We start from the raw sequence: 17994 nt of genomic DNA, 5'->3' as shown, positions 1-17994 counted from the left end.
GCGCCTATTGCCGCATCAGAAAATGCGCCGTCGCCGCAGCAAACGGACGGTCGATCTCGTCCTGCCAGGCGCTGACCTGGACAGAAGCATAGCGCCGCCCCTGCCGCACGATGCGCGCGCGCGCATAGGCGTCCCGTGGCAGGCCCGTGCGCAGATAATCCACGGTTATGTCGATCACTTTGGGCCATGGCGGGAACTGGCCCGCATCAATCGCCTCCGCTGCCGCCCCGCCACCTTCCATCAGCGGCCAGACCTGCGCCCACATCACCTGCATATGGCCCGTAATCTCCAGAAAAGCCCCCGTCGCCCCACCATGCAGCGCCGGAAGCATCGGATTGCCGATCAGATCCTCGCGATAGGGCAACACCGCCGTCAATTCATTGCCACGCCGCTCAAATTGCACGCCCAGATAGCGGATATAGGGCACCGCTTGCGCCAGCGTCTGCATCGCCGCGTCGCGCCGCTGTTTGACGACCTGCACGGGTTCGGGGCGTTTGCGGCTCATGACTTTGGCTCCGACGCGGGAGCCACGGTGAAGGCTCCGGTCGCGGTCGCAATCGGATCGTCGCGATCGGTCTCATAGGCCACCGCGCGAACAAACGCGACAGAGCGCGTCTGCCGATAACACTGCGCAAAGGCCAGAACGGCCTCTCCGGGGCGCGCGGCCCGCATATAGTCGATCCGCAGATCAAGCGTCGCGGTCGGCCCTTTCGTCGCCGGATGGCTGATCACAGCCGTGCCGCAACAACTGTCAAGGAGGGCCGTGATCACGCCACCATGCAGAACGCCGGTCTCGGGATCACCGATAAAGCGTTCATCATACGGAATTTTCATCACCGCTTCACCATCTCCCAAATCCTCGATACTCATTCCCAGAGCAAGCGAATGGGGAATGACGGCGGTGAATTTCCGCGCAATTTCATGACGATGCGTGTCGGATGTGCTGTTCACCTTGGGGCCTTCCACGTCGGAGGATACTTTTGTAAGGCATAGGCTCAAACTGACGTGCACGTCAACAAACACACGCAGCGCTTGCAATTCACGCAGCCTCGCCACCATATTTGACGTAGCGTAACGAAACGCCACATAGTGACGTGTCGAGCGGCAACAAGAGCAAAGCAGAGGGGCCATGAAAGATCGGAAAATGACCTTGCAGGAAATGTGCGAAGCCTTCGAGGTCACGCCACGCACGTTGCGCTATTACGAGTATATCGAGTTGCTCGCCCCCGAACGGCAAGGCCGCAAGCGCCTTTACGGCCCGAAAGAGCGCGCCCGGCTGAAATTGATCCTGCGCGGTCGGAAATTCGGGTTCAGTCTCGAAGAAATCCGGCAATGGCTCGAACTCTACGAAGTCGGCGATGGCGGCAAGACGCAGTATCGCGAATGGATCGCGCTCTCGACCAAGCAGATCGACGAGTTGCGCTCACGTCAGGCCGAACTGGAAGAAGCCATTCAGGAATTGGTGGAATTGCGCAGCGTGGCTGAAGAGGCGCTCGCCAAGGAGGGGTGATCAGCGCCCTTTCGATCTCAGTGATCCTGCAACCATCAGCCCTCCCTTCATCGACCGTATTGCTAGTCGGTCGGACGCCCTGAGTTAAAACCACGCCCGCACATTTTGGCGCGATTGTTCAAGAACGGGCCTTGGACGCGAAATACCTCCCCGTGGGTCACCACATACGGGAGATTTTCATGTCATTCATTCTCAACGGTTACCGGCAGGAGCCTCCTGCCGAATGGGCGGATGAACCGCTGCTGTTCATCCTGCGGGAGCATTTCGGGCTCGTTGGCGCGAAATTCGGGTGCGGCGTCGGCATTTGCGGCGCGTGCACGGTGCTTGTGGATAATGTGCCGACGCGCGCCTGCATCACCACGCTCGACGATGTGGAAGGTCGCCAAGTGCAAACCATCGAAGGGCTGGCGAAGGGCGAAACCCTCCATCCGGTCCAGCAGGCATGGCTCGATCACGCAGTGCCCCAATGCGGGTATTGTCAGGCAGGTCAGATCATGACCGCCGTGGCGCTCCTTAACGACACGCCCGCCCCCACGGATCAGGATATTGATGCGGCGATGGACGGTAATCTGTGCCGGTGCGGGACTTATCCACGCATTCGCGCGGCGATCCTCCATGTAGCGGAGGGGGCGTGATGCGCAGACGCACGTTCCTCAAAGCCGCAGGTGGCGGTTTGGTCGCCCTGATCGGGGCAGGTGCGGCGGTCTGGAGCCAAGCACCGATCTTTCCCAAACGCCCAGCGCCCGACGCAGCCTCCGCCCTTGGCTGGATCAGTCATCGGGACGGGGCGTATGTGCTCACCCTGCCCCGGATCGAGATGGGGCAAAATATCACCACCGCGTTAAAGCAGATCGCCTGCGCCGAACTTGGCACCGATTGGCGCAGGGTGACGGTCGAGATGCATGACACGAACATGGGGCGGGTGCGGGCCACGGTGGGCAGCGAATCCATCATGCATTTTGCCGAACCACTCGCGCAGGCCTGTGCGGCGCTGCGCGATGCGCTCGCCTCCGGCCAAAGTGAGGGAGAGGTCACGGTCGTCACGCGCCCCTTCGCGGATCTGCGTGCCTTTCGCGCCGGGCCAATCGTCGGCGCCAGCCCGGAGATTGCGCATGGGCGGGCGATCGTCACTGGCGCGCCGCTCTATGCCGCCGATGTGACCCGGCCCGGGATGCTCTACGGTCGGGTGCTGCGCGCACCTGCCTCGACCGAGCTTACCTCCCGCCCCCGACGCTGGAACAGCCGCGCCGCGCGGGCCGTGCCGGGCTTTGTCGCCATTGTCGAGGATTGCGGCCCCCCGATTGGCAAGGCGCGCGGGCTTGGTATCGTCACCAGCAGGCCCGGTGCGCTTGACCCCGTGGCCCGCGCTTTGGCGGTCGAATGGGACATGGACGACGCGGCACCCTTGCCTGACATGGCGATGCTCATTGACGTTGATGCCCATGCGCCGGGCGGCTTGCCTCATCTGGTGCTGGACGGTGCGCCGCAGGATGGCCTATGGGACGTGGATATGCGCCTCGACATTCCGCTCGCGGCTCATGGCCCGATTGAGCCGCGCGCCGCTGTCGCGGAGTGGCAGGAGGATGGCTTATCCGTCTGGTCCGGCACGCAGGATGCGTTTTATGTGCGGGATGTGTTGGCGGATGCGTTCTCCGTCACGCAGGACCGCGTTGTCGTGACATCCTGCCGGGTTGGCGGCGCGTTCGGGGGTAAGACCCTGTGTACGGTCGAGGCAGAGGCCGCGGCCCTGTCCCGTGCGACCTCAGCGCCCGTGAAAATCCAGTGGACGCGGGCGCAGGAATACGCGCTTGGCTTTCATCGCCCGCCCTCGTCCCACCGCATCCGCGCGCGGCTGGCGGAGGGGCGGATCACGGATTGGGATCATGCGCAGGTCTCCTCCCATATCCTATTTACTGGCGCGGGGGTGCCCGCATGGTTGCAAACCGGCACCGATATGGTGATTGGCGATCCCGGCGTGGCGCGAGGCATGGCAGCACCCTACAAGCTGGGCCGGGCCCGTGCGGCCTATGACGCGATCCGCCTGTCCGTTCATGCTGGGCCATGGCGTGGCTTGGGGGCCGGGCCAAATGGGCTGGCGATTGAGAGCGCCATCGATGAGGCGGCACGGGTCGCCGGGGTCGATCCCTTGAGCTTTCGGCTGGATCATGTGACCGATCCCCGCCTGTCCGATGTGCTGGTGCGTGTGGCCGCGCTGTCCGATTGGTCCTCCGGTCCGCCGCAGGTGGCGGGCGCACGGACCGGGCGTGGCGTGGCCTGCGGCATCTACAAGGACACGAGCTACGCCGCCGTCGTCGCGGATGTGGCCGTCGATGCGTGCGGCAGCGTGAGGGTGACGCGGCTCTGGTGCGCCCATGATTGCGGTTTCGTGATCAATCCCGATCAAGTGCGCGCCCAATGCGAGGGCAATCTTGCATGGAGCGTTGGCATGATCCTTACCGACGATCTGCCCACCCAACAGGGGCGCGTCGTGGCCGAAACCTTCGCCGACGCACCGATCCCGCGCATGACCGACCTCCCCGAAATCACCGTGGACCTGATCGAGGGCACAGGGCCGCTTTCCGGCGCGGGGGAGACCGCCATCGTTGCCGGACCCGGGGCGATTGCCAACGCCTTGCGCGCCGCAACCGGGCGCCGAGCCACCCGTTTCCCCCTCCAGCCGACGGAGTTTGCACTATGACCATCCACGATCTGACCCAAGCCAAAAGCAAACCGCCCGCCGCTGCGCCCCCAGTGGCGCTTTTTGGGCGCGAATGGCTGCGTGCGCCCTTGGGCGTTGGCGCAATAGCGCCCTCTGGCCCGCATCTGGCGGCGGCGATGACGCGCGGACTCACCCAACACTCCGGCCCCGTGATCGAACTTGGCCCCGGAACGGGGGTGTTTACCAAAGCGTTGCTGAGGCGCGGCATCCCTGCCCCGCAGATCGCCGCGATTGAGGCCAGCAACGGCTTTACCACCGCGTTGCGCGCAACCTTGCCAGAGGTCATGATCATTCAAGGCGATGCTGCCCGCCTGCGCCACATCATGCCCTTTGGCGTGGGTGGCGCTGGCACGGTGATCTGCGGCTTGCCCCTGCTGTCGATGCCGCCGGGCAAGGTTTTTCGCATCGTGTCGGGCAGTTTCATGGCCCTGCGCCCCGGCGGGGCATGTCGCCTGTTCACCTATGGCCCAAGATGCCCGATTTCGCCGCGCATTCTCGACCGGTTAGGGCTGACGGCAAAGCGGATAGCCTTCACCCCTTTGAACATGCCACCCGCTTCGGTTTATCTCTTGCGCAGAACGGAGGAGCCAGATGCCTGACAGCGCGCCGAATGCGGATTTCGCCGCTGCCACGATGATGCGCCTGATCGCGGCGGGTCTGGCACGGCAGGGGCTGTCGGTGACCCTGCGCCCGCTCTCAACCGCGCATGTGCCGCGACGGGAAAAACAGGATTTGTTAGGGCATATCTATGCCAGCCATGGGGCGCGTGCGATCTGCGCCCTTGCCGATGCGGCACCCCATATGCCGCCCGAACCCGTGGTCGAGGCGCTGCGGCGCGCCAAGGGTCTGGAGGATCTGATGCAGCGCTGGCAGCGGATGGAGCGGTTCAGCCATGGCCGACACCGGGTCTTGACAGACCCGCAAGCCAGTGGCGCACTTCGCTTGACCCATCAGGCGCGCGACACTGGCCCTGCCCCGTCCGCGATTGAGAGCCTTCTTGTGGTGTCCCTGATTGCCATCTTGGCGGAGGGGGCCACTTCCGGGCATGTCGCGCTGCACTCGGACGGGGGTGCGGTTTTGCGGCGGGATGGCGCGTGGCAGGTTGGGGATGTGGCGCCCGCGCCCGGACCGGTCCTGTTGCGGGTGGAGAAGGCGCGCGCTGACGGTCCCACCCGTCAGGCGGGCCGCCACGACGCCGCCCTCTCCGATCTGCGGGAGCGGATCGTGGCTGACCCGTTGCGCCGCTGGTCGGTCGCAGAGATTGCGGCGGATGCGGGCTTGTCACCACGCACGCTCCAGCGTCGTTTGGCGACGCAGTCCCTTTCCGTTTCCTCCCTCATCGCTGAGGCGCGGTTGCAGGTGGCCGCGGGTCATCTATGTGATCCGGATGGGCCGGGTTTGGCGGAGATCGGGTTTTTGGCCGGGTATTCCGATCAAGCCCATTTCGCGCGCGCCTTTCACCGCGCCGTGGGCACGACACCGCGCGCCTATCGCGCCGATTTCCGCGCCTGATTGCAACGCGCCCCCGCCGCCACACAGCCAAAAACCGCCCCGTGAACCATCCGGAACGCGGTCGCGGGATATGACGTCGCGTCCACTTGACGTGCACGTCAACTTTCACCCTTGATCGGAATCGCTGGCTACCTCACCTTAACGTCAAGTGAAGGAGAGGACGTGCGATGACTGGCGAAATCATGACGATCGGAGAGATGTGCGAGACCTATCAGGTCACACCGCGCACGCTCCGCTTTTATGAGGCCAAGGAACTCTTGATGCCGATCCGCGACGGATCGCGCCGCCTATTCACGCGCCGGGACCGCGCACGGCTTACGCTGATCCTGCGGGGCAAGCGTTTTGGCTTTAGCCTTGAGGAAATCCGGCAACTTCTCGACCTTTACGATATTGGCGACCAGCAGGTCACCCAATTGCGCAAGACCTATGAAATCGCGCTGGAACGGCGGCAGGAGATGCGCGCCCAGCGCGACGAACTGACCACCGCCATTGCCGACCTTGAAGATCAGCTTGACCTCGTGCGCGACGTGCTCGCCGAGCGGGGCGTTGATCCGGCGGTTCTGCCATGCGCGAAAAACAAACATACCAACACCACAGCCTGACGGGAGACAGGACCATGCCAAGCTATACCCCCCCGACCAAAGACCTTTCCTTCGTCCTGCATGACGTGCTGAAAGTCGATCAATCCGACGTGCCCGGCTATGACGAATTGGACCGTGATTTCACCTCCGCGATCCTCGAAGAAGCGGGCAAGATCAGCCGCGATGTGCTCGCGCCGCTGAACGTTGTGGGCGATACCGAAGGCTGCAAGCTGGAGAACGGCGTCGTGCGGACCCCGACGGGCTTCAAAGAGGCGATCGACACCCTGCGCGAAGGCGGCTGGACCGGGCTGGACTGTGACCCCGAATATGGTGGTCAGGGCATGCCCTATGTGATGGCCACCGCCGTGGGGGAGATGATGTCCGCCGCAAACATGGCGATGATGATGTATCCCGGCCTCACGCATGGTGCCTATTCCGCGATCCATGCCCATGGCACCGTCCAGCAGAAAGCGACCTATCTGCCCAAGATGGTCAATTTCGAATGGGGCGGCACCATGAACCTGACGGAGCCGCATTGCGGCACCGATCTGGGCCTGATGCGCACCAAGGCCGAGCCGCAGGAGGATGGCACCTACAAGATCACCGGGCAGAAGATTTTCATCTCCGCTGGTGAGCATGACATGACCGACAACATCATCCACCTCGTGCTGGCGAAAATCCCCGGCGGGCCGGAAGGTGTGAAGGGCATTTCTCTGTTCATCGTGCCGAAATTCCTCGTCAACGAAGACGGCTCCTTGGGTGCGCGCAACTCCCTTGCCTGTGGCAAGATCGAGGAGAAGATGGGCATCCACGGGAACTCGACCTGTGTGATGAATTACGATGGCGCGACCGGCTACCTCCTGGGGCAGGAAAACAAGGGCATGCGCGCGATGTTCACCATGATGAACGAAGCCCGCCTTGGCGTTGGCCTTCAGGGTCTGACGCAGGCGGTCGTGTCCTACCAAAACGCGGTTGAATACGCGAAGGACCGCATTCAGGGCCGCGCTGTGACCGGCGCGGAAGCCCCCGATCAGGCGGCAGACCCGCTGATCGTGCATCCCGACATCCGCCGCACGCTGATGGACCAGAAAGCGTTTATCGAGGGCGCGCGCGCCTTCGCGCTGTGGGGTGCGTCCCTGATTGATCAGGAACACCGCAAGGGTGACAAGGACGCCGCTGGCCTCATCGCGCTGATGATCCCTGTGATCAAGGGTTTCCTGACCGACAAGGGCTTTGATTATTGCGTGTCCGCGCAGCAGGTCTATGGCGGGCATGGGTATATCGAGGAATGGGGCATGTCCCAATTCGCCCGCGATGCCCGGATCGCGATGATCTATGAGGGGGCCAATGGGGTTCAGGCGCTCGATCTGGTGGGTCGTAAGCTCGCCACCGATGGCGGCAAGCACGTCATGGGCTTTTTCGAGATGATCAAGACATTCATCAAGGAAAACGAAGGCAATGAAGCGCTGAAAGCCGATTTCCTTGATCCGCTCAAGGCCGCGTCGAAAGACCTTCAGGAATCGTCGATGTTCTTCATGCAGGCGGGGATGAAGAACCCGAACGCAGCACTGGCAGGCTCCACCGACTTCCTGCACCTCTTTGGCCATGTCTGCCTTGGCTTCATGTGGGCGCGGATGGGGAAGGTCGCGCTTGAGGCGCTCGACGGGAACGCCGACGACAAAGCGTTCTATGAGACCAAGCTGCACACCGGCAAATACTACATGCAGCGCCTGCTGCCAGAAACCGGCCTGCGCCTTGCCCGGATCAAGACCGGCGCAGACCCGGTGATGGGCCTGCCCGCCGAGGCATTCTGATCAAATGGGGCGCGCCCACACGGTGCGCCCCATCCTCAATTCGCCCGCAAAGAGGCAACACGCATTTAAGGGAGAGACCATGAATTTCGCCGGATTGCAGTCCCCGTGGATGACCGATGAGCACAAGATGCTCCAGGAAATGGCCGCGCAGTTTTTCAACGAGCAGTGGAAGCCCAAGGCCGAGAAATGGCGCAAACAGGGCCTGATGGACCGTGAAGCGTGGAATGAAGCGGGCGAAATGGGCTTTCTTGGATCGTCGATCCCGGAGGAATATGGCGGCTCTGGCGGCGATTTTGGCCATGACGCGGTGATCATCGCGGAATATTGCCGCGCCAATCTGGCAAGCTGGGGGTTCCCGATCCACACGCCTATCGTGGGCCATTATATCCTCGCCTATGGCACCGAAGAGCAGAAACAGCGCTGGTTGCCGAAGATGGTGACCGGGGAGGCCGTGGCCGCCCTTGCTATGACCGAACCGGGCGCAGGCTCTGACCTTCAGGGGATCAAGACGCGCGCGGTAAAGGACGGGAATGCCTATAAAGTCAACGGCTCCAAAATCTTCATCACCAACGGCCAGCACGCCGACCTCATTCTAACCGCGGTCAAGACCGATCCGACCGCCGGGGCCAAGGGTGTGAGCCTGATGATGGTCGAGGCGGACCGCGAAGGGTTCCGCCGGGGCAAGAACCTCGACAAGCTGGGCCATAAGCATAACGGCACGTCCGAACTGTTTTATGATGACGTGCAGGTGCCGCCCGAAAACCTCCTTGGCGGGGTTGAGGGGCAAGGCTTTTACCAGATGATGCAACAATTGCCACAAGAGCGCCTGACCATCGGCGCGGGGGCCATTGGCGCAATGGAAGGGGCCGTGCAGCGCGCCATCGACTACGCGAAAGAGCGTGAGGCGTTCGGCGGGCCGTTGTTCGACAAATTCCAGACCATGCGCCACCTGCTGGCGGAAGCCAAAACAAACACGGTCGTCGCCCGCACCTTCAACGACGCTTGCATCGCGGCCCATATCAAGGGTGAGCTGACCAATGAGGCCGCGTCGATGAACAAATACTGGCTCAGCGATTTGCAGAACAAGGTGCTGGATGATTGCCTGCAAGTGTTCGGTGGCTATGGCTATATGATGGAATACGACATCGCGGAGATGTGGGCCGATGCCCGCGTGCAGCGCATCTATGGCGGCACCAACGAGATCATGAAGGAATTGATCGCGCGTAACCTGTAACCCATTGGGAGAGAAGACAAATGGCTGATTACACATTGCATTGCTTCGCCCAATCCGGGAATGCCTATAAGCCTGCGCTGATGCTGGCGCTCACAGGTTGTAATTGGGAGGCCGAATTCGTCGATTTCTTTGGCGGGGCGGCGCGCGATCCGGCGTTTCTGGCGATCAACGAAATGGGTGAGGTTCCGGTTCTGGACCACGGCGATGTGCGGCTGACGCAATCGGGCGTGATGCTCGACTATATCGCAGAGCAGACCGGGCAGTTTGAGGCCAAGACCGACGCAGAGCGGCGGGAGGTCATGCGCTGGCTCTTGTGGGACAATCACAAAGGCTCGACCCAACAGGGCATGACCCGCTTTCTGATCAACTTCCTGCCGGAAAAGCACCGCAACGCGGATGTGATCGCGTTTGCCCAAGGGCGCGTGGTCACCGCGCTCAAGGTGCTGGAGCGGCATTTGGCCAAGCAGGATTGGCTGGCCGCTGACCGCCCGACCATCGCGGATATCTCCGCCTGCGGATACCTCTACTACCCCGAGCCGTTCGGCTATGACGCCGCCACCTTCCCCGCGATTGCCGCGTGGCTGGAGCGGATCAAGGGGCTGCCGGGCTGGCAGCACCCTTACGATCTGATGCCCGGTCATCCGCTGGAGGCGCGCGGCTGATGTTCTGGATGCTCTGGGCTATAGGGATCGGGCTGGCGAGCGTGGCATTCGCCACCGAAGCTGCGCGCAAAACCTATCCCGACACCACGAGCGTCGATGCGCCGCCTGCCTTGCGTGCGGCATGGGCCTATTTCGTGGCGAACCTGGCGCTTGCCTGTCTTGTGCTGGTCGCGGCGTTTTATGTGGGCGTGATCGTGCCCGCCTTTACCGTTGTGGCCCTTTGGGCCGGAATGCGGCTCGCCGGGAAACGGGGCGCGCTGCAACCACTTTACAAACACCAACTCACGCTGAGCGTGGTCGCGATGCTGATCGCGGCCTTCCTCGGCCTGCAAATACTCTCATAACGAAGGGGATCTGATATGTCCGAAGCCTATATCTATGACGCCGTGCGCACCCCGCGCGGAAAGGGCCGCAAGGACGGCACCTTGCACGAGGTCACGGCATCGCGCCTGTCCGCTGTCGTGCTCAATGAGTTGAAAGAGCGCAACGGCCTTGATGGTCACGCGGTCGAGGATGTGATCTGGGGCAACGCCACGCAGGTCAAGGAACAGGGCGGCTGCCTTGCGCGCACCGCTGTTCTGCAATCCGATCTGGATGAGCGTATTCCGGGCCTGTCGATCAACCGGTTCTGCGCGTCCGGCATGGAAGCGGTGAACCTTGCCGCGAACCAGGTCAAGGGCGGCGCCGGCGAGGCGTATATCGCGGGCGGTGTGGAGATGATGAGCCGCGTTGCGATGGGCAGCGACGGTGCTGCCGTCGCGGTAGACCCTTCCGTTGCGATGAAATCCTACTTCGTGCCGCAGGGTATTTCTGCAGACATTATCGCCACGAAATACGGCTTTAGCCGCGATGATTGCGATACATTCGCCGTGGAAAGCCAGCGCCGCGCGGCGGAAGCCTGGGCCGATAACCGCTTTGCCAAATCCGTGATGACCGTGCGCGATCAGAACGGCCTTACGATGCTCGACCGCGATGAATACATGCGCCCCGGCACCGATATGCAGTCCCTTGGCGGCCTCAAGCCCGCGTTCAAGGATATGGGCGAGGTGATGCCCGGTTTCGACAATGTGGCGCTGCTGAAATACCCTGAGCTTGGCAAGGTGAACCATGTGCACCACGCCGGGAATTCCTCCGGCATCGTGGACGGCTCCTCCGGCCTCTTGATCGGGTCCAAGGAGTTTGGCGAAAAATACGGGCTGAAGCCCCGCGCGCGGATCAAGGCCACGGCCAAGATCGGCACTGATCCCACGATCATGCTCACCGGCCCCGTGCCCGTGACGGAGCGTATCTTCGCCCAGACCGGCATGACCATCGACGATATCGACTTGATCGAAGTGAACGAGGCGTTCGCCTCTGTCGTTCTGCTGTTCATGGACGCGTTCGGCGCGGATCACGCGAAGGTCAACCCCAATGGCGGCTCCATCGCGATGGGCCATCCGTTGGGAGCGACCGGCGCCATGATCATCGGCACGGCCCTTGACGAGTTGGAGCGCACCGGGAAAGGCACCGCCCTTGCCACGCTTTGCGTCGCCTCCGGCATGGGTGCGGCCACGATCATCGAACGGGTTTAAGGACATTTCGCGAGATACGCGGCAGGCGCCGAGCCTCAAATCGGCGCTGACGCGATCCGCACATGGAGACAAGACATGACCATTTTCCACTATGACGTTGACGCAGATGGCGTCGCCACCATCACTTGGGATCTGCCCGGCAAATCCATGAACGTGCTCAATGAGGACGGCATTCGCGAGCTTGACGCCGCGATGGACAAAGCCATCGCAGATGACGCCGTGAAGGGCATCGTGATCACCTCCGCGAAGAAAGACTTCGCGGGTGGGATGGACCTCAACGCGATCAGCCGCATGGCCGAAGCCAATCCGGCAAACCCCGCGCAGGGCATTTTCGACGGCGTGATGGCGCTCCACGGCCTGCTGCGCAAGATCGAGCGCAACTCAATGGACGCCAAGACCAACAAGGGCGGCAAGCCTGTCGCGTGGGCCTCCCCCGGCACGGCTGCTGGCATCGGGCTTGAGATTGCTCTGGCCTGTCACCGCCGCATCGTGGCGGACAACCCAAAGGCCAAGCTGGGCCTGCCCGAAATCCTCGTTGGCATCTTCCCCGGCGCGGGCGGCACCACGCGGCTTGTGCACATGATGGGCGTCATGGCGGCCTCTCCGCTGTTGTTGGAGGGCAAGATGCTCGCACCCGCCAAGGCAAAATCGGCAGGCACGATTGATGAGGTCGTCCCGGCGGATGACCTGATGGCCCGCGCGAAGCAATGGGTGCTGAACGCGACCGACGCGGACATCGTGAAGCCGTGGGACACGAAGGGCTACAAAATGCCCGGCGGTGCGGCCTATCATCCGGCGGGTTTCCAAACCTTCGTCGGGGCAAACGCGATGGTCCATGGCAAGACGAAGGGCGTGTACCCTGCGGCCAAGGCGATGCTGTCCGCGGCCTATGAAATGACCATGGTGCCCTTCGACACTGCCCTGCGGATCGAGGCGCGCTGGTTCACCAATGTGCTGATGAACCCGTCCTCCACCGCGATGATCCGCTCCCTGTTCCTCAACAAGGAAGCGCTGGAAAAGGGTGCCGTGCGGCCCGCCGGCGTGCCGGATCAGTCCGTCAAGAAGGTCGGCATTCTGGGGGCCGGCATGATGGGCGCGGGCATCGCCTATGTTTCCGCCATGGCGGGGATCGAGGTTGTGCTGATCGACCGCGAACAGGCCGCCGCCGACAAGGGCAAAGGCTATTCCGAGGCGCTCTTGGACAAAGGCATGAGCCGCAAGAAGGTCACGCAAGAGAAGAAAGACGCCGTGCTTGGCCAGATCACCGCGACCACCGATCTTGATGCGCTCAAGGGCTGCGACCTGATCGTTGAAGCGGTGTTCGAGGATGTGGGCGTGAAGGCGGAGATGACCAAGAAGGTTGAGGCGATTGTCGGCGCGGAGTGTATCTTTGCCACCAACACCTCCACCCTGCCGATCACGGAATTGGCGAAAGCGTCCGTTCGTGCGGATCAGTTCATCGGCATCCACTTCTTCTCCCCCGTGGACAAGATGCTGCTGGTGGAGATCATCAAGGGCCGCGAAACCGGCGACCGCGCGGTGGCCAAAGCGCTCGATTTCGTGCGCCAGATCCGCAAAACCCCGATTGTGGTCAACGATGCGCGCTTTTTCTACGCCAACCGCTGCATCATTCCTTATATCAACGAAGGGCTGCGGATGCTGCATGAGGGCGTGGAGCCTGCGCTTATCGAAGGTGCAGCGAAGCTCTTTGGTATGCCACTTGGGCCGTTGCAGTTGAATGATGAGACGTCGATCGATCTGGGCGTGAAAATCGCCAAGGCGACGAAGGCGGCGATGGGCGATGACTACGACAACGCAGCCGCCGATGAGGTGCTCTTTACCTTGTTTGAAGAGGGCCGCTTGGGTCGCAAATCCAACGCGGGCTTCTACGAGTATGACGAGAAGGGCAAACGGCAGGATTTCTGGTCTGGGCTTGACCGTTGGGCGAATGACGAAACCAACATATCGCTTGAGGACGTCAAATCCCGCCTGATGCTGATCCAATCGCTTGAGGCCGTCCGCGCGCTGGAAGAAGGCGTGCTGATGGATATCCGCGAAGGCGATGTCGGCGCCATTCTGGGTTGGGGCTTTGCACCATGGTCCGGTGGTCCGTTCTCGTCGCTCGACATGATGGGTATCCCGGCGGCGGTCGCACTTTGTGACCGGTTGACGGAAACCTATGGCGACCGCTTCGCCTGCCCCGCACTGATGCGTGAGATGGCAGAGAAAGGCGAAACCTTCTATGGACGCTTCAGCGACCAAGAAAAAGCCGCATAAGAAAGCCCACCCGCACGGTGCCACCTTATTCCAGATGAGATGGCACCGTGCGGAATCAGGGCAATAGACAAACCCAGCAAGGCAGCGCTCCCGCACGCTGTTCAGTCGCGATGCTCCTTCCAGCCCTTGGGCCGAGCCGGCGCTGCGCGCCGGATTAAGATTGCACTGAGGTGTTTGAGGAACAGGTCTGTTCCTCAAATCACCCGCTCAATTGTGGGTGTAACGATTCGCCCGTGCGTCAAGGCCGCTCGTTCCTCGGACCTTGACCCACGGTCGAATCGCGGAGGCTGCTCTTGCCACACCAAGTCCAATTCACTTTCTTCAAATATACCCCGCCGGAGGCATCGCCGCGCCGATAGGCGCGGCGCCCGGCCCAAAGGGAGCGTCAGCGACGTGCGGGAGCGCCTACGCCGTCAAAAGTCCGTCCAGATCCAACCGCTCGGTCATCATGGCAAGCGAACCGTCCTCATGGCACGGCCAGTCTTCCTTTGCCCGGTCCCGGTACAACTCTACACCATTTCCATCGGGGTCCGAGAGATACACCGCCTCACTGACCCCGTGATCCGACGCACCTTCAAGCTTGATGCCAGCCTCCAGCACGCGCCGTACCGCCGCGCCAAGGGATGCTCGATCCGGATAGAGCAGCGCCACATGAAACAGACCAGTATGCCCCCGCGCAGGCGGAGTGCCCCCTTTGCTCATCCATGTGTTGAGCGCGATATGGTGGTGGTAGCCACCTGCCGACAGGAACACCGCATCCTCCCCATATCGGGCGGTTTCCTCAAACCCGAGCACATCGCGCCAAAAGCCCAAAGCCCGGTCAATATCGGCCACTTTGAGATGGACATGCCCCACTTGCACGCGCGGATCGATTGCCATGATGGTCTCCATATTGTTTCTGCATCTAAGCTATTTCCGGGCACCAAAAAGGATAACCCAGAAATTCAGCAACAGTCTTTCGCCGTTTGCGCGACCGACCCGTGTGATCCGGCTTGCACCGCCCCGGGGGCGCGCTAGGCTCATCCAAAACAAGGACACGACCGGGAGGGGTTCATGCACAATCTCATGCAAGACTGGCAAATGAATGTCAGCGCCATCATTGATCACGCGGCCCGCTATCACCCGGATCGCCCCGTGCGCGGGCGTGCTGCCGAAGGGCATATGGTCTCAAGCACCTATGCCGAAATTCGCACCCGCGCGCTGAAATGTGCTCAGGCGTTGCGCCGGCTTGGCATTCAGCCCGGCGATGTGGTTGGCGTGATGGCTTGGAACACCCCGCGCCACATGGAGGTCTGGTATGGCGTGCCCGGCGCGGGTGCTGCCCTTCACACGCTCAACCCGCGCCTTTTTGCCGAGCAGATGACCTATGTCATCACCCATGCAAAGGATCGGATCGTAATGGTCGATGCCGATCTCGTCCCCGTGATCGAAGCGATCGCGGACAAGCTCGCGGGTGTCGAAACCTATATCGTCCTGACCGACCGCGCCCATATGCCAGACACGACGCTCAACGCGCTTTGCTATGAGGAGTTGATCGCGGCCGAAGACGGGCTTGATGGCTGGACCGAGGTGGATGAGCGCAGCGCCTGCGGTATCTGCTACACCTCCGGCACCACCGGAAACCCGAAGGGCGTCGTCTATACCCACCGGTCCAACGTGATCCATGCGCTGTCCTCGGCCACGCCCGACAGCCTTGGCATTGGATCTGCGGATGTGGTGATGCCGGTTGTGCCGCTCTTTCACGCCAATGGCTGGTCCATCGGCTATACCGCCCCGATGGTGGGCGCGTCGCTGGTGATGCCGGGGCGGGACATGACGCCCGGCGCGCTTTACGAATTGTTGGAAACCGGCGTGACGCTCACCGCCGCGGTCCCAACCGTCTGGCTGATGCTGTTGCAACATATGCAGGCCGACACGTCGCGCCGCTTCTCCACGCTCAAGCGTGTCGTAATCGGCGGCTCCTCCTGCCCTCGCGCGGTGATCGAAGCATTCCAGAATGTTTATGGCGTGCAAGTGCTCCATGCCTGGGGCATGACGGAAATGTCGCCCCTTGGCACCGTATGCAGCTTCAAGCCCGAAGTGCTGGCCAAGGACGCGTCAGGCCGTCTTGACGTGCAGGAAACCGTTGGCCACCCGCCCTTCACCATTGATCTGCGCATCACCGATGATGACGGAGCCGAACTTGCATGGGACGGCACAGCGCAGGGCAAATTATGGGCCAAAGGGCCGGCCGTGGTAGAGCAATACCTCTATGCTGACACGTCCGCGACCGATGCCGATGGATGGTTTGATACTGGCGACGTGGCCACCATCGACCGCAATGGATATGTCCGCATCACGGACCGCTCCAAGGACGTGATCAAATCGGGCGGCGAATGGATCAGCTCGATTGATCTGGAAAACGCCGCCGTCGCCCATCCAGAGGTGCAGGAAGCCGCCGCCATTGGCGTGCCCCATCCGAAATGGGATGAGCGCCCGATCCTCGTCGTCGTACCCGTCCCTGGAAAATCGCCGGAGAAAGACAGCATCCTTGCCCAAGTCGCACAGAAATTCGCGAAATGGCAGGTGCCGGATGATGTTGTGTTCATGGACGAAATTCCGCATACCGCAACCGGCAAGATCTCCAAACTGGAACTGCGGAAAAAGCTTCATGCGCAAGGGTACACATTGCCCGGCTAACCCCCTGAAGGAGGCGTTGACCCCATCGTGACAGCGCTTGATCAGTTCAGCCGCATTGAGGCGATTGCCCAATGGAGCCAAGGGGATGCGCCCGCGCGCGAGGTGGTCGTGAAGTTCGGGGACGCGCGCTTGACCATTTGCGACATGGCCGATGCGCCGCTGACGCAATGGTCCATCGCGGCGATCCTGATGCGGGAGGAGCCGGACGGCAAAATCACCCTCTCTCCCGAGGATGGGTTCGGGGAGACGCTCAGCGTCGAGAATGGCGTGCTGGTTGAGGCGATCCGCAAGGTCCATGCCGGCAGTAACGGCACTGACACTTCGGCGCGGCGCTGGGGCCGCCGGGGTCTGTGGACATTGGGTGCGGCGGCAGTGCTGGCGGCGATGATTTGGCTGAGCCTTCCCGCGCTCACTGCCGCGTTGACCGCGCGCATCCCGCCTCAGACATGGGAGCGCCTGTCAACGCTTGTCCTGGCGCAAGAACGCGGCGGCGCGCGCATCTGCGCCCGCGCGCCCGACCGCGCGCTGCGCCAGATCGCGACGCGGCTGTCGCTTGATCCAGCGCGGCTGATGGTGGCACAGGGCTATGGGGGGCAGGTGTTCGTTGTGCCCGATGGGCGGGTGTTGATCCCCTCATCCCTTTTGATCCAGTCCAATAGCCCAGACGTGCCCGCCGCAGCACTGGCCGAGGCGATCAGCCGAACGGACCTCAAGCTGCCCCGCACGGTGGCGCGCGACATGGGCTGGATGGCGCTGCGGCTTGTGCTCAATGGCACGCCCGGCCCACAGGACGCGGAGATGCTGCGCACAGCGCTGCACACCCTTCCCCAATCGGAGGAAAGCGATGCGCGCTTTGCCACGATGATGGAAACCGCAGGTCTGCCCACAACGCCCTATGCCGATTTCCTGATCGGTCAGGGCCGCGATCTGCGCGCGCAAACCGTCGCGAGCCTTGATCGGATTGGCGCTGCGGCCTATCAGCCCGCCGCGCGGGACAATGACTGGGTTGCGCTTCAGGCGGCTTGCACGGCTCCGTGATCAGCTACGGCTCCACGGCCCGGCGCTGATCGCCAGAAAGAACAGCCCAATCGCCAATAGCAGAAAGGTCAGCGGCGTGGTCAATAGGCTGAGGATCAACGGATCCCACAGCCATTCGGCCAGATACCGCTCCACCGCAGGCTGGAGCAACAGCAGGCTGTCGCGGTGAAATCCAGCCCAGACCCGGCCAAATTCGCGAAAGGCCAGCGTGTCGCCCTTCACCACCGACGACATAAGGTCAAAGGCAAAACTCACCGCTGCCAATGCCATAAAGGCCAGCCCGAACATCCGCCGTTTTGTCATCCGCCCTGCCCCCTTGCTGACCTGATGGTCGCATGAAAGTATCGCGCGAAACAGGGCTATGCTGTCAAGGATTTGTGACGGCATGCAGCACAGG

At 62.3% G+C, this 17994-nt stretch carries 18 protein-coding genes; 14 read left to right on the top strand and 4 right to left on the bottom strand.

What is annotated here, in order from left to right; all coding sequences use genetic code 11:
• Positions 1–4 precede the first annotated feature (4 nt).
• Positions 5–505: a PaaI family thioesterase gene (locus FHS89_RS10500; RefSeq protein ID WP_184011394.1), complete on the bottom strand. Its 501-nt coding sequence runs from the start codon at positions 503–505 to the stop codon at positions 5–7.
• Positions 502–870 (bottom strand): PaaI family thioesterase, encoded by a 369-nt coding sequence (locus FHS89_RS10495; RefSeq protein WP_246413787.1) that lies wholly within the window; start codon positions 868–870, stop codon positions 502–504. The genes FHS89_RS10500 and FHS89_RS10495 overlap by 4 nt, the downstream gene beginning before the upstream one ends.
• Before the next feature lie 259 nt (positions 871–1129).
• On the opposite strand from FHS89_RS10495, the gene FHS89_RS10490 reads away from it, so the two are divergent.
• The 12 genes from FHS89_RS10490 to FHS89_RS10435 all read left to right on the top strand — a co-directional run bounded on the left by FHS89_RS10490 (position 1130) and on the right by FHS89_RS10435 (position 13880).
• A complete protein-coding gene (locus FHS89_RS10490; RefSeq protein WP_184011390.1) occupies positions 1130–1510 on the top strand; it encodes a MerR family transcriptional regulator in 381 nt (126 codons plus the stop codon).
• A 179-nt stretch (positions 1511–1689) separates the two neighbouring features.
• Entirely contained in the window at positions 1690–2145 is a 456-nt protein-coding gene (locus tag FHS89_RS10485) for a (2Fe-2S)-binding protein (RefSeq protein WP_184011388.1), read from the top strand.
• Entirely contained in the window at positions 2145–4208 is a 2064-nt protein-coding gene (locus tag FHS89_RS10480) for a xanthine dehydrogenase family protein molybdopterin-binding subunit (RefSeq protein ID WP_184011386.1), read from the top strand. Before FHS89_RS10485 ends, FHS89_RS10480 begins: the two co-directional genes overlap by 1 nt.
• On the top strand, positions 4205–4828 hold the full coding sequence (locus tag FHS89_RS10475) for a class I SAM-dependent methyltransferase (RefSeq protein ID WP_221229387.1): 624 nt from the start codon (positions 4205–4207) through the stop codon (positions 4826–4828). Before FHS89_RS10480 ends, FHS89_RS10475 begins: the two co-directional genes overlap by 4 nt.
• Complete coding sequence (locus FHS89_RS10470; RefSeq protein WP_184011384.1) at positions 4821–5741, top strand: helix-turn-helix transcriptional regulator; 921 nt, start codon at positions 4821–4823, stop codon at positions 5739–5741. Before FHS89_RS10475 ends, FHS89_RS10470 begins: the two co-directional genes overlap by 8 nt.
• Positions 5742–5908: 167 nt before the next feature.
• Positions 5909–6343 carry a MerR family transcriptional regulator gene (locus FHS89_RS10465; protein WP_184011382.1) on the top strand — a complete coding sequence of 145 codons (435 nt, stop codon included), beginning with the start codon at positions 5909–5911 and terminating at the stop codon, positions 6341–6343.
• A 14-nt stretch (positions 6344–6357) separates the two neighbouring features.
• A complete protein-coding gene (locus tag FHS89_RS10460) occupies positions 6358–8136 on the top strand; it encodes an acyl-CoA dehydrogenase C-terminal domain-containing protein (protein ID WP_184011380.1) in 1779 nt (592 codons plus the stop codon).
• 79 nt (positions 8137–8215) lie between these two features.
• A complete protein-coding gene (locus FHS89_RS10455) occupies positions 8216–9370 on the top strand; it encodes an acyl-CoA dehydrogenase family protein (RefSeq protein WP_246413784.1) in 1155 nt (384 codons plus the stop codon).
• A gap of 20 nt (positions 9371–9390) precedes the next feature.
• Positions 9391–10032 (top strand): glutathione S-transferase family protein, encoded by a 642-nt coding sequence (locus tag FHS89_RS10450; RefSeq protein ID WP_184011378.1) that lies wholly within the window; start codon positions 9391–9393, stop codon positions 10030–10032.
• Entirely contained in the window at positions 10032–10376 is a 345-nt protein-coding gene (locus FHS89_RS10445; RefSeq protein WP_184011376.1) for a hypothetical protein, read from the top strand. Before FHS89_RS10450 ends, FHS89_RS10445 begins: the two co-directional genes overlap by 1 nt.
• A 15-nt stretch (positions 10377–10391) precedes the next feature.
• Positions 10392–11603, top strand: coding sequence for an acetyl-CoA C-acetyltransferase (locus tag FHS89_RS10440; RefSeq protein WP_184011374.1), 1212 nt, complete (start codon positions 10392–10394; stop codon positions 11601–11603).
• Positions 11604–11678: 75 nt separating this feature from the next.
• Positions 11679–13880: a 3-hydroxyacyl-CoA dehydrogenase NAD-binding domain-containing protein gene (locus FHS89_RS10435; RefSeq protein ID WP_184011372.1), complete on the top strand. Its 2202-nt coding sequence runs from the start codon at positions 11679–11681 to the stop codon at positions 13878–13880.
• Between the two features lie 405 nt (positions 13881–14285).
• Here FHS89_RS10435 and FHS89_RS10430 read toward each other — a convergent pair whose 3' ends face one another.
• Positions 14286–14759, bottom strand: a complete 474-nt coding sequence (locus FHS89_RS10430; RefSeq protein WP_184011370.1) for a VOC family protein — start codon at positions 14757–14759, stop codon at positions 14286–14288.
• A 174-nt stretch (positions 14760–14933) separates the two neighbouring features.
• On the opposite strand from FHS89_RS10430, the gene FHS89_RS10425 reads away from it, so the two are divergent.
• Together FHS89_RS10425 and FHS89_RS10420 are read left to right on the top strand one after the other, a co-directional pair.
• The gene (locus tag FHS89_RS10425; RefSeq protein ID WP_184011368.1) at positions 14934–16559 is read left to right on the top strand and encodes a long-chain-fatty-acid--CoA ligase; all 1626 of its coding nucleotides are present in this window, start codon (positions 14934–14936) and stop codon (positions 16557–16559) included.
• Positions 16560–16586: 27 nt separating this feature from the next.
• On the top strand, positions 16587–17597 hold the full coding sequence (locus FHS89_RS10420; RefSeq protein WP_184011366.1) for a hypothetical protein: 1011 nt from the start codon (positions 16587–16589) through the stop codon (positions 17595–17597).
• On the opposite strand, the gene FHS89_RS10415 is transcribed toward FHS89_RS10420, so the two are convergent.
• Positions 17598–17900, bottom strand: coding sequence for a hypothetical protein (locus FHS89_RS10415; protein ID WP_184011364.1), 303 nt, complete (start codon positions 17898–17900; stop codon positions 17598–17600).
• Positions 17901–17994 lie beyond the last annotated feature (94 nt).

Source organism: Rubricella aquisinus, from assembly GCF_014199445.1.
Taxonomy (GTDB): domain Bacteria; phylum Pseudomonadota; class Alphaproteobacteria; order Rhodobacterales; family Rhodobacteraceae; genus Rubricella; species Rubricella aquisinus.
Note: the sequence above shows the minus strand (reverse complement) of the source record. Positions and strands in the feature narration are given on the sequence as shown.